This is a genomic window from Mesorhizobium sp. BR115XR7A (assembly GCF_020165315.1).
GTDB lineage: Bacteria > Pseudomonadota > Alphaproteobacteria > Rhizobiales > Rhizobiaceae > Mesorhizobium > Mesorhizobium australicum.
Genome location: NZ_JAIUHW010000012.1, coordinates 121,500 through 134,246, shown reverse-complemented (window position 1 = coordinate 134,246; position 12,747 = coordinate 121,500). Strand labels below are relative to the sequence as shown.

Genomic DNA, 12,747 nt, shown 5'->3' with positions numbered 1-12,747 from the left:
CGGGAATCAGGGACACTCTTTTAACCGGACGCTCCTGACACGGTTCTGTCAGCATCTGCCGCGGCGCGGCGGATAAGGGCACTCGACGGCGCAGTGTTACAGCAGGAGCTTGCGCACGAGCCTGAAGCAGACCAGGGCGATGTAGGCGCCGAAGAACAGGCCGAGTGACCAGCCGAATCCGGAAGGCCCGAAACTGTCCATTCCGATGCCGATCGCTTGTGGACCAAGCACCATGCCGACGCCGTAGCAGAGCACGAAGGCGGCGTTGGCGGAGGCCAGTTCGTGGCCGGAGAGCTGCGAGCCGAGATGGGCGAGGCCGATCGTGTACATGGCGGCGACGACACCGCCCCAGACGAAGAGTAGCGCGGCCATCAAGTGCCAGTTCGCGGCAAAGAACGGCATGAATATCGTGCCGACGAGGCCGACCGTGGCGCAGGCGAGCAAGAGATAACGCCGGTCGGAGACGCGGTCGCTGATCATGCCGATCGGAATCTGCAACAGCACATTGCCGAGGCCGATCATGGTCAGCAGCAGCGCCGCGTCGGCCTCTGAATAACCGATGCGGTTGCCGTAGACCGGGAACAGCGCGAAGCCGCCAGTCTCGACCGCGCCGAACACGAGCACGGCGAAAGTCGCGGTCGGCACCAGCCAGATATAACGCAGGAAGTGGCTGGTTTCGCTGTCGGCCACGATGGTCGGGCTTTCGTTGCGCGCGGCGAGCACCGGTATGGCAGCCAGCGTCACCAGGGCAATGATGACGCCGAACGGCCTGAAGCCGGAGCTGCCGAGATGGGCGAACAGCCACGGCCCGGCGGCAAAGCCGAGCGACAGGACGGTGGCGTAGATGCCAAGCACAAGGCCGCGCCGGTGTGGCGGCGCCGACGTGCTGATCCAGAATTCCGACAGGATGAACAGCACGGTCAGCGCGATGTGCAGAACGACGCGCAGCGGAAACCACATCCAGAAATCGGGCGCGAAATGGAAACCGACGAAGGCGAGCGCGCCGGTGGCAATCATGGCGATCATGGTCCAGGCGACGCCGAAGCGCATGGCGAGCGGCGTGGCCAGCGGCGCCCCGGCGATCGAGGCCACGCCGGCGACAGCCGTGTTCAGGCCGATCATCGAGGCCGAATGACCGCGTGTTTCCAGGATGACGCTGAGCAAGGGCATGCCGAGGCCAATGGCGATGCCGACGACGCTGATCGACGAAATCGCCGCCACCATCGGCAGCCAGTGTACGCGTTCGTCGCCCTGTGGTTGGGTATCGACCGTCATGGGATGCTGAATACTCTGTCTTTTTGATCTTGCGCAATTCCCGTGGGAAAACCGCGGCACAGTGTTCCTGGAATTGCTTAGAGAAGTTCGCGGGTGAAGTGGTTGCGGACAAGCCGGTAGAAAGGGACAGGTCCGCCCGGACGCAGCAGCGGATCGTCGGCGAGCCGCTTTTCCAGCTCGTCCAGGATCATTCGGGTGATGTCGGGTATGTCGGCCTGCTTGGCCTTGGCGAGCGGCAGCCAGACCAGTTCCTCCAATTCATTGGTCGGGCCGCCATCGGGCAGTTCGACGGCGACATCGCCACGCCAGGCGCTGAAGAAGCGGGTATCGAAGCGGCGTACCCGGTTCGGCGGCGTGATGGCGCGCGCGACGAAGCGCAATGCTTCCAGCGACGGTGCCACGCCATGTTCGACGAAACCCTGCCAATCGCGCCTGGTCGTGGCAAAGGCGCCTTTGCGGCCGATCAGCAGGCCGGCTTCCTCGTAGGTCTCGCGGACCGCCGACAAGGCAATGGCGCGGGCGCGGGCGCGGCTGGTGCGGCCGGGGCCGGCCGTCAGCTTGGCTTCTTCGTGCTGGTCAAGTGCCGTCGCTGTCGGTATGCGGCTGTCGGCAGGGTCGGTTCGGCCGCCGGGGAACACGAACTTGCCTGGCATGAAAGCGTGTGCGGCGTGGCGGCGCCCCATCAACACCAGGACGTCGTCGCCCTTGCGGTCGAGCAGGATGAGCGTCGCGGCGTCACGCGGACGCAGGCGCCCGCCGCCATGCGTGGCAAGACCCTTGTCGAGCTTGTCGGCATCCGCCTTGGTCAATGCTTCCATGCGCAGGGACCTAGCGGAAACTTCTTGCATGCGAAAGTGGCCTTGACGATTGGCGTGTTGCGCCAGCGGCGCCTTAGGCGCCGTGGTGGGACTCCGTCCCATCCTTTTGGCCACCGAACCCGTGCATATAGAACGCCCATTGCAGTCCGATGACGGCACCCTTGACCGGTTGCAGCAGCGCGATGGAGAGCAGGATGGTCAAGGGCACCCATATTGCAATGTGCTGCCAGGTGGAGAGCGTCGAGGTCGCTTCCACGCCCATGAAGGCACCGAGAACGATATGGCCGACGATGACGATGACCAGGTAGGCCGGCAGATCGTCGGCGCGATGGTGATGGATCTCCTCGCCGCAGACGCTGCAGGTTTCGACAGTCTTGGTGAAGCCGCGGAACAGCTTGCCTTCGCCACAGTTCGGGCAGCGGCCCAAGAAGCCCCGCTTCATCGCCGTCCACAAGGGGCGGGCAACCCGGCCAGAGTGATGTTCGCCACCAAAAACCTGTTGTTCCATCATCGTCTCCTGCCGCGCGGCCCCGGTCGCGTTTGCGACGCACGGGCGCGGCCCTTAGCCTTGTGAAACGACCTGCTGGAGCCTGGCAGGGGCTTTGGGTCGGTCAACATTTCGAAGCGCATCGCGCCGGCCATTGGCGCCACCTCCACGAGCCGGACCTCGACGCGGTCCGCGAGCTGGTAGCCTTTGCCCGAGCGTTCTCCGAACAGGGAGCGGGCCATTTCATCGTATATATAGTAATCGCCGCCCAAAGTTGACACCGGGATGAAACCATCGGCGCCATATTGCGGCAATTGGACAAAAAGTCCTGATTTGGTGACGCCGGAGATGCGGGCGTCGAAGCGGTCGTCGATGCGCTCGGCGAGGTAGGCCGAGATCAGCCGGTCGACCGTGTCGCGCTCGGCAGCCATGGCGCGCCGCTCGGTGCCGGAGATCAGCACCGCAACATCTTCGAGGCGGGCCTCCTCATCCTGCGTCAGCCCGCCGGGGCCGAGACCGAGCGCGGCAATAAGTCCGCGATGCACGATCAGGTCGGCGTAGCGGCGGATCGGCGAGGTGAAATGAGCGTAACGGCTGAGGTTGAGGCCGAAATGGCCGATGTTCTTGGGTGAATATTCGGCCTGGCTCTGCGAGCGCAGCACCACTTCGTTGACCAGCGCCTCGTTGTCGGCGCCGCGCACACGCTCAAGAATGCCGTTGAACTGGCTGGGCCGCATCTGGGCGCCGCGTGCCAATGACAGGCTAAGCGTCTGCAGGAATTCGCGCAGCGATTCCTGCTTGGCCAGCGACGGCGCGTCATGGACGCGATAGACCAGCGCCTGCTTCTTGCCTTCCAGCGTTTCGGCCGCGGCGACATTGGCCTGGATCATGAACTCTTCGATCAACTTGTGGGCGTCGAGCCGCTCCGGCACGATGACGCGGTCGACCGTGCCATCCGGCTTGAGCAGGATCTTGCGCTCCGGCAGGTCGAGTTCCAGCGGCTGGCGGCCGTCGCGGCCGCGCTTGAGGATCGCATAGGCCTCCCACAGCGGCCTCAGCACAGTGTCGAGGATCGGGCCGGTCTTGTCGTCCGGAACACCGTCGATCGCGGCCTGGGCCTGGCTATAGGCCAGCTTGGCCGCCGACTTCATCATGACGCGGTGGAAGGAGTGCCTGATCTTTCTGCCCTCGGCGGAGAAAGTCATGCGCACCGCGAGTGCCGGGCGATCCTGACCCTCGCGCAGCGAACAGAGATCGTTGGAGATGCGCTCGGGCAGCATCGGCACGACGCGATCTGGGAAATAAACCGAATTGCCGCGCTTCAGCGCTTCGCGGTCGAGCGCCGTGCCATGGCGGACATAGGCCGCGACATCCGCGATGGCGACCGTCGCGATGACGCCGCCGGGGTTCTTCTCGTCGAGATCAGGGGTGGCGAAGACCGCGTCGTCATGGTCCTTGGCGTCGGCCGGATCGATGGTAACCAGCGGCAGGTCGCGCCAGTCCTCGCGATGGTCAAGCGTCGCGGGCTTCACCGCCTCGGATTCGGCAATGACGTCGGCCGGGAAAATGTGGGGAATGTCGTGCGCGTGGATGGCGATCATCGAAACCGCCTTTTCGCTGGTCAGCGAACCCAGCACATTCAGCACCTTGGCGCGGGGCAACCCAAAGCGGGAGGCTCGCGCTGGCTCGACTTCGACAAGATCGCCGTTTTTGGCGCCGTTCTGGAATTCCTTGTCGACGATCAGCTCGGGCTGGCGCCGTTCCACCGGCTCGATGCGGAAGCTGCCGTCCTGAAGCACGCGAAAGACGCCGAGGACAGCGTCCGTGCGCTTCTCGAAGATCTTGATCACCCGGCCGGTATAGGCAGGCCCTGACGGATCGTCGGTCGGGAAGGTTTTGGCCAGCACGCGGTCGCCGATGCCTGGCGCGGGACCGTTGCCGCTGCGCGAAACGCGGATCGAGACCACGGGAGGCTCGCCCGGACCGACTGCCTCGGCCGGGTGCGCCAGCAAGATGCCATCGCCGTCGCGGCCAAAGATGTCAAGCACGGCGACATGGGGTAGGGCGCCGACCCGGGCTAACCGCTTGCGCTCCTTGGTCAGAACGCCTTCGTCCTGCAGGTCGCGCAGGAGATCCTTCAGCCAGATGCGGTCGTCGCCGCGCAGCGCGAACGCCTTGGCGATGTCGCGCTTTCCGGCGCGATCTGGGTTTTCGGCGATATAGCGCAGGATTTCGTCGCGCGAGGGCCGATAATCGTCCTTGACCTTGGCCCGGGTGTCGGCGGTGCGGGGATCGCCGTGACTTCTTCCGGTGATCCTGCGCGCCACGCCGTTCTAACCTTTTTTCTTCGCGGCCGGCTTCTTGGCCGCTGTTTTCTTGGCGGCGGGGGCTTTGGTTGCCGCCGCCTTGCGGAACGGCTTCTTGCCACCGCCGCCCTTAGCTTCCTTTTCGGCGATCAGCGCCAGCGCATCCTCGATCGTCACCGATTGCGGATCCTTGCCCTTGGGCAGCGTGGCGTTGACCTTGCCGAAATTGACGTAGGGGCCGTACTTGCCGTCGCGCACGACGATCTTGCCGCCGCCATCCGGATGGTCGCCAAGCTCCTTCAGAGCCGCAGCCGTGCCACCATTGCGGCCACCCTTGCCCTTGGACTGCTTCTCGGCAATCACCGTGACGGCACGGTTGAGGCCAATGGAAAACACATCCTCGATGCTGTCGAGATTGGCGTAGGTGCCATCGTGCAGCACGAACGGCCCGTAACGGCCGAGGCCGGCCGAGATCATCTTGCCGGATTCGGGATGTTTGCCCACGTCGCGCGGCAGCCCCAGCAAGGCGAGCGCCTTCTCATGGTCGATGGAATCAGGCGTCCAGCCCTTGGGCAGGCTCGAACGCTTTGCCTCCTTGCCGTCGCCGCGCTGGATGTAGGGGCCGAAGCGGCCCGAGCGCAGCGTGATTTCCTCGGCCGTATAAGGATCCTTGCCCAGCACCTTGGTGCCGTCCTCGCCGCCGCCATTCTCGCCATTGGGATTGGCGGCGTCGCCGAGCTGGCGGGTGAAGGAGCATTCGGGATAATTCGAGCAGCCGACGAAAGCGCCGAACTTGCCGAGCTTCAGCGACAGATTACCGGTGCCGCATTTCGGGCAGATGCGCGGGTTGGAACCGTCCTCGCGGGCGGGAAAAACCAGCGGCGCCAGTTCCTCGTTCAGCGCATCGAGCACATCGGTGACGCGCAGCTCCTTGATGTCGGCGACGGCGCCCGAAAAATCCTTCCAGAAATCACGCAGCACGTCCTTCCAGGCGAGCTTTCCGTCGGAGATCTCGTCGAGCTTTTCTTCCAGCGATGCCGTGAAGTCATACTCTACATAGCGCTCGAAGAAGCTTTCCAGGAAGGCCGACAGCAGGCGGCCCTTGGCCTGCGGCACCAGCCGGCGCTTGTCGATGGTGACGTAGTCTCGGTCCTCGAGCGTCTTCAGGATCGCGGTGTAGGTCGAGGGGCGGCCGATGCCGAGTTCTTCCAGCTTCTTGATCAGCGACGCCTCGGAGTAGCGCGGCGGCGGCTCGGTCGTGTGCTGGGTGGCATTGATCGCGCGGCGGGCAAGCTGCTCGCCGGAGCGGATCTCCGGCAGACGGCGGTTTTCCTCGTCTTCGGCGTCGTCGTCCTTCTGATCGGTGTAGGCGGCGATGAAGCCGTCGAAGCGAACGACCGAACCGACAGCGCGAAGTTCAGCGGTGCGGGCGCCATTCAGCGCCTCGATCTCGACAGTGGTGCGCTCGATCTCGGCCGACTGCATCTGGCTGGCGATGGCGCGCTTCCAGATCAGTTCGTAAAGCCGCATCTGGTCGGAATCGAGATATTGCCTGACCGATGCGGGGGTGCGCATGAAATCCGTCGGCCGGATGGCCTCGTGCGCTTCCTGCGCGTTCTTGGCCTTGGCGGTGTATTGGCGCGGCTTCTCCGGCAGGTACTTCGGGCCGAATTCCTTTGCGATGGCATCGCGCGCGGCGTCGATGGCCTCGGGGGCCATCTGCACGCCGTCGGTTCGCATATAGGTGATCAGGCCGGTGGTCTCGCCGCCGATCTCCATGCCCTCATAGAGCCGCTGGGCCACCTGCATCGTGCGCGTGGCCGAGAAGCCGAGGCCCGATGAGGCAGCCTGCTGCAATGTCGAGGTGGTGAAGGGCGGGCCGGGGTTGCGCTTGGTCGGCTTGGCTTCGACGGACAGCGCCTTGAAGGTGGCGCCTTCGAGCATCGCCTTGATGTCATCGGCTTGTGCCTTGTTGGCAATGTCGAGCTTTTGCAGCTTCTTGCGCTCGAAGGCGGTGAGGCGGGCTTCGAAGGTCTCGTTGCGCGGCGTGCCGAGGAGAGCTGATATCTGCCAGTATTCCTCGCGGATGAAGCGCTCGATCTCGGATTCGCGGTCGCAGACCAGGCGCAGCGCCACCGACTGGACGCGGCCGGCGGAGCGGGCGCCCGGCAATTTGCGCCACAGGACAGGCGACAGGGTGAAGCCGACGAGATAGTCGAGCGCGCGGCGGGCCAGATAAGCGTCGACCAGCGGCGCATCGATCTGGCGCGGATTGGCCATCGCCTCCAGCACCGACGATTTGGTGATGGCGTTGAAGACGACGCGGCTGACCGGCTTGTCCTTCAGCGCGCGCTTCTGCTTGAGCACTTCCAGAACGTGCCAGGAGATGGCTTCACCTTCACGATCCGGGTCGGTGGCGAGGATCAGGCCGTCGGCGTCCTTGACTGCCTTGGCGATGTCGGCGAGCCGCTTGCCGGAGGCGGTGTCGACCGCCCAGGACATGGCAAAATCCTCATCCGGGCGCACCGAGCCATCCTTGGCCGGCAAATCGCGGACATGGCCGAACGAGGCCAGAACCTTGTAGTTCCTGCCCAGATATTTGTTGATTGTTTTTGCCTTGGCCGGCGATTCGACGACGACGACGTCCATGAGGTCTCATATCAGCTGTGATGCGGCAGAAGAATTCCGCTGCGCGCGACGAAATCTCGGTTCTGTTCGTCGCTCACATGGCCGCGCTTTTGCATCCGGTCAAGGGCAAGCGCCCAAATTGCGGGGCCGCCGACAGCAATACACTCTAAGAGTGTATGGAGAACATCACATATTTTAGAATGAGTGGGCGCAAGCCTCGGAAGATTGGGAGAGGTTCAATTTGTTGCTGGTCCAATCGGCCTGGATTGGGTCAAGTCGAGTCCGTGACGGCCCGGCCGCCGGACTTGGAGGGATGCCCGGCGGCCGGTGAGAAGTCCCGTTTGGCGGAACTCCCGATGGGGAAATCAGTCCGCCTTGACAACGTGCCAGACGCCGGCGACGCCATCACCGGTCACGTCGCCGGCCTTCTTGTCCTTGATGAAGGTGTAAACCGGCCTGCCGTCATAGGCCCACATCTTGGTGCCGTCGGTACGGTCGACGACGCTCCATTCATCGTCCGCCTTGGCGCCCGCCTCGGCCTTCAGCGGCGGCCAGTTGGTGGCGCACTTGTCGTAGCAGTTGGTCTTGCCCTTCTCGTCCTTGTCATAGGTGTAGAGCGTCATGCCATTGGCGTCGGTGTAGATCTTGGTGCCATTGACCTCGGCTTCCTTCCACGCTTCGGCGGCAAAGGATGCGGCGGTGCTGAGCAGGAGCGCGGCCAGCGCCGCGGTTATCGTTTTCATGGAAATCTCCGTGGCTGATATTCGAAGGCGCGCGGGAAATCGCGGCCTCGTCGTGTCAACGCCCTGCGCCGATGCTTTCTTCCCCGCCCGCGATGACTTGCCACACGATGGTGATTGGCGGACGAACCGGCGTGCCGCTATATCGGACGCCAAAGGTTGGAGTTTTGGAATGGCATTGGATATCGGCTATGTCAGCGCGGTCGGGGCGGGGGCCATCTCGTTCCTTTCGCCATGCGTGCTGCCGCTGGTGCCGCCTTATCTCTGCTACATGGCCGGCGTCTCCGTCGACGATTTCCGCGGCAACGCGGGTGCGACGGCACGCGAGGGCGCGCGCGGCGCGCTGCTCTATTCCTCGATCGCCTTCGTGCTCGGTTTTTCCACCGTGTTCGTCGCGCTGGGCGCCGGCGCGTCGACCATCGGCCGGCTGCTGCGCGTCTGGCAGGAGCCGCTGGCGATGGGCGCCGGCGTGCTGATCATCCTGATGGGCCTGAACTTTTTGGGCATCCTGCGCATCCCGCTTCTGTCACGCGAGGCGCGCTTCCAGTCGCAGGGCAAGCCGGCCAGCGCCGTCGCCGCCTATGTCATGGGCCTTGCCTTCGCCTTCGGCTGGACGCCCTGCATCGGCCCGGTGCTGGGGCCGATCCTGACGCTGGCCGGTGGCCGCGAGACGGTCGGCGAGGGGGCTCTTCTGCTCGCCGCCTATTCGCTCGGCCTCGGTATCCCGTTCCTGATTGCCGCGCTGTTCTCCGGCGCTTTCATGCGCTTCCTCGGCAAATTCCGCGTCCATCTCGGCCGCGTCGAAAAGGCGATCGGCGCGCTGCTGGTGGTCGCCGGCGTGTTTTTCCTCACCGGTGGCGTGCAGACGGTGTCCTACTGGCTGCTGGAGAATTTTCCGGTGCTGGGGCGGCTGGGCTGACGCTTGTCAACTTGGGGTGAGGCAAGGGATTGAACTGTGGACCCGCTGATTAAGAGTCAGCTGCTCTGCCATCTCACCGGAATTTAACCGCATTGGTGCAGCATGGCGCCACTGCTATCCTGCTTTGATTCCCAACCCTTTCATACGGTTGCCCGTCCATGAGCCAGAGATCCTGTCTGTCCGTCATCCTCGCCGCCGGCGAAGGCACGCGCATGAAGAGCGCGCTGCCGAAGGTGCTGCACCAGATCGCCGGGTTGCCGATGGTGGCCCATGTGGTCAAGGCGGCCGAGGCCGCGGGTGCGAGCGGGCTGGCGCTGGTGATCGGCCATGGCGCCGACGAGATGCGCAAGGCGGCGGCGAAGTTTGCACCGAAGGCGGAAACCTTCGAGCAGGAAAAGCGCTTGGGTACGGCGCATGCCGTTATCGCTGCCCGCGCAGCAATATCAAAGGGTTATGACGACGTTCTCGTGATGTTTGGCGACACGCCACTGATCGATGCGGATGCGCTCACGCTGGCGCGGCGGAGATTGGCGGAAGGTGCTGCCGTCGTGGTGATCGGATTCCGCCCACCCAATCCGACCGGCTATGGCCGGTTGATCGAAAAGGATGGCAAGCTCACAGCTATCCGCGAGGAAAAGGACTGCTCCGAAGAGGAGAAGAAAATCGGCTTCTGCAACGCCGGCATGATGGCGGTGGCCGGCGCGCACGCGTTGAAACTGCTCGACGCGGTCGGCAACAAGAATGCCAAGGGCGAGTATTATCTGACCGATATCGTCGAGATCGCCAGTGCACAAAATCTCGATGTCGTTGCCACCGAAGCCAGTTTCGAAAGCGCGCTCGGCATCAACAATCGCGCCGAACTGGCGCAAGCCGAAGCCATCTGGCAACAGCGCCGGCGCCATGACGCGATGCTGTCGGGCGTGACGCTGATCGCCCCGGAAACCGTGTTTTTCTCGCACGACACTGAAATCGGCCCCGACACCATCGTCGAACCCAACGTCTGGTTTGGTCCGGGCGTGAGGATCGCCAGCGGCGCCAAAATCCACGCCTTCAGCCACATCGAGGGCGCCACCATCGCGTCCAATTGCGATGTCGGGCCGTTCGCACGGCTGCGGCCAGGCGCCGATCTCAGGAACAAGGCCAAAGTCGGCAATTTCTGCGAGGTCAAGCAAGCCGTTATCGAGGACGGCGCCAAGGTCAACCATTTGACCTATATCGGCGACGCGCGTGTCGGCGCGGGCGCCAATATCGGGGCGGGCACCATCACCTGCAACTACGACGGCTACTCAAAGTTCTTCACGGACATCGGCGAGGGCGCCTTCATCGGCTCCAATTCCTCGCTCGTGGCGCCGGTCACCATCGGAAATGGCGGCTATATCGCCTCGGGCAGTGTCGTCACCGAAAGCGTACCCGACGATGCGCTGGCCTTCGGCCGGGCCCGCCAGAAGACGATCCCCGGCAAGGGCAAGGAATTGCGCGAACGCTTTGCTTCCGCAGCGGCCGCGAAGAAGAAAGCGGCTGGCGCCGACCACTAGCGATTGGTCGACGGTCTGCTTTCTCGCCGAAGCAATCGAAAAAACCGAACGATTGCCGTAACCGGATTGCAAGAGCGGGCTGTCATGGTGCATGCCTGCTGAAGCGTCCGTTACAGCGGACGAAATGCAATGTGACTTTCGCGGCAGGCCGGCCACGCCTAAATATCGCTGGTTTTCCGTGGGCAATCGGGGACTGTCTGCATGTGCGGTATCGTTGGAATCGTCGGCCACTCGCAGGTTGCGCCGCTCATCGTCGACGCACTGAAGCGGCTCGAATATCGCGGCTATGACTCCGCCGGCGTCGCCACCATCGAGAAGGGCGAGCTGGGCCGCCGCCGTGCCGAGGGCAAGCTGGTCAACCTCGAACGCCGGCTCAAGGATGAGCCGCTCGACGGCAGGATCGGTATCGGCCATACGCGCTGGGCAACCCACGGCGTGCCCAACGAGACCAATGCGCACCCGCATTTTTCGGACGGCGTCGCCATCGTCCACAACGGCATCATCGAGAATTTCGCTGAACTGCGCGAGGAGCTGATCCGCGACGGCTATTCCTTCTCGTCGCAGACCGACACCGAGGTCGTGGCACATCTGGTGGCGCGCGAACTCGCCAAGGGCCTAAAGCCGGTCGAAGCCGCGCATAAGGCGCTGAAGCGGCTGGAAGGCGCCTTTGCGCTAGCCATCATATTCAAGGGTGACGAGGACCTGATCGTCGGCGCGCGCAATGGCCCGCCTTTGGCCGTTGGCCATGGCGACGGCGAGATGTTTTTGGGGTCCGACGCCATCGCGCTCGCTCCGTTCACCAATTCGATCACCTATCTCGAGGACGGCGACTGGGCGGTGGTGCGCCGCGAAGGCGTCGCCATCTTCGACATCGACGGCAAAAAGGTCGACCGCAAGCGCCAGCAGTCGCTCTCGACCAGCTTCATGGTCGACAAAGGCAACCGCCGCCATTTCATGGAGAAGGAGATCCATGAGCAGCCCGAGGTGATCTCGCACACGCTGGCTCATTATGTGGATTTCGTCTCCGGCGTCTCCAAGCCGCTCGATCTGCCATTCGACTTCGCCAAGATCGGCCGGCTGGCGATCTCCGCCTGTGGCACCGCCTATCTCGCCGGCCTGATCGGCAAATACTGGTTCGAGCGCTATGCGCGGCTCCCGGTCGATATCGATGTCGCGTCGGAATTCCGTTACCGCGAGATGCCGTTGTCGGCCAACGACGCCGCCTTCTTCATCTCGCAATCGGGCGAGACCGCCGATACTCTGGCCTCGTTGCGCTATTGCCGCAAGGCCGGGATGAAGATCGGCGCCGTCGTCAACGTGCGGGAATCGACCATGGCGCGCGAATCCGACGTCTTGCTGCCGACGCTGGCTGGGCCAGAGATTGGCGTCGCTTCGACCAAGGCTTTCACATGCCAGTTGTCCGTGCTCGCGTCGCTTGCCGTGCGCGCCGGCGTGGCGCGCGGAGCGATCTCGAAGGAGCAAGAGAAAACGCTGGTGCGAGCGCTTTCGGAAGCGCCGCGCTATGCCAACCAGGTGCTGAAGCTCGAAGAGCAGATTGAACGGATCGCGCGGGAACTGTCGCGTTACAAGGACGTGCTCTATCTCGGACGGGACACCAATTTCCCGCTCGCCATGGAAGGCGCGCTGAAGCTCAAGGAAATTTCCTACATCCACGCCGAAGGCTATGCCGCCGGAGAGCTGAAGCATGGGCCGATCGCGCTGATCGACGAGAACATGCCGGTGATCGTGATCGCGCCGCACGACCGCATCTTCGAAAAGACCGTGTCCAACATGCAGGAAGTGGCGGCGCGTGGCGGCAAGATCATCCTGATCACCGACGCCAAGGGCGCGGCACAGGTGAGCGTGAAGACGATGGAGACGATCGTGCTTCCGGATGTGCCGGAAATCATCTCGCCCATCATCTATGCGCTGCCGATCCAGATGCTCGCCTACTTCGCTGCCGTGTTCATGGGCACCGACGTCGACCAGCCGCGCAATCTGGCGAAGTCGGTGACGGTGGAATAGGCGCTTGTAAACAG

At 63.8% G+C, this 12,747-nt stretch carries 9 protein-coding genes; 3 read left to right on the top strand and 6 right to left on the bottom strand.

The genetic code is table 11. The features are described from left to right. Positions 1-96: 96 nt before the first annotated feature. The 6 genes from LB557_RS24270 to LB557_RS24245 all read right to left on the bottom strand — a co-directional run bounded on the left by LB557_RS24270 (position 97) and on the right by LB557_RS24245 (position 8,257). Positions 97-1,275: an MFS transporter gene (locus LB557_RS24270; RefSeq protein ID WP_140661183.1), complete on the bottom strand. Its 1,179-nt coding sequence runs from the start codon at positions 1,273-1,275 to the stop codon at positions 97-99. Between the two features lie 77 nt (positions 1,276-1,352). Continuing rightward, complete coding sequence (locus tag LB557_RS24265) at positions 1,353-2,093, bottom strand: NUDIX hydrolase (protein WP_140616207.1); 741 nt, start codon at positions 2,091-2,093, stop codon at positions 1,353-1,355. A 73-nt stretch (positions 2,094-2,166) separates the two neighbouring features. Beyond that, positions 2,167-2,601, bottom strand: coding sequence for a DUF983 domain-containing protein (locus LB557_RS24260; protein WP_015317634.1), 435 nt, complete (start codon positions 2,599-2,601; stop codon positions 2,167-2,169). Then, a complete protein-coding gene (gene rnr, locus LB557_RS24255) occupies positions 2,601-4,907 on the bottom strand; it encodes a ribonuclease R (RefSeq protein WP_140723510.1) in 2,307 nt (768 codons plus the stop codon). Before rnr ends, LB557_RS24260 begins: the two co-directional genes overlap by 1 nt. Positions 4,908-4,913: 6 nt before the next feature. Further along, positions 4,914-7,535 (bottom strand): type I DNA topoisomerase, encoded by a 2,622-nt coding sequence (gene topA, locus LB557_RS24250; protein WP_140716782.1) that lies wholly within the window; start codon positions 7,533-7,535, stop codon positions 4,914-4,916. 344 nt (positions 7,536-7,879) lie between these two features. After that, positions 7,880-8,257 (bottom strand): hypothetical protein, encoded by a 378-nt coding sequence (locus LB557_RS24245; protein WP_224643909.1) that lies wholly within the window; start codon positions 8,255-8,257, stop codon positions 7,880-7,882. A gap of 169 nt (positions 8,258-8,426) precedes the next feature. On the opposite strand from LB557_RS24245, the gene LB557_RS24240 reads away from it, so the two are divergent. The 3 genes from LB557_RS24240 to glmS all read left to right on the top strand — a co-directional run bounded on the left by LB557_RS24240 (position 8,427) and on the right by glmS (position 12,733). Continuing rightward, positions 8,427-9,173, top strand: coding sequence for a cytochrome c biogenesis CcdA family protein (locus LB557_RS24240; RefSeq protein WP_015317638.1), 747 nt, complete (start codon positions 8,427-8,429; stop codon positions 9,171-9,173). Between the two features lie 158 nt (positions 9,174-9,331). Next, entirely contained in the window at positions 9,332-10,708 is a 1,377-nt protein-coding gene (glmU, locus tag LB557_RS24235; RefSeq protein WP_224643910.1) for a bifunctional UDP-N-acetylglucosamine diphosphorylase/glucosamine-1-phosphate N-acetyltransferase GlmU, read from the top strand. 201 nt (positions 10,709-10,909) lie between these two features. Then, positions 10,910-12,733 carry a glutamine--fructose-6-phosphate transaminase (isomerizing) gene (gene glmS / locus LB557_RS24230; RefSeq protein ID WP_224643911.1) on the top strand — a complete coding sequence of 608 codons (1,824 nt, stop codon included), beginning with the start codon at positions 10,910-10,912 and terminating at the stop codon, positions 12,731-12,733. Positions 12,734-12,747 lie beyond the last annotated feature (14 nt).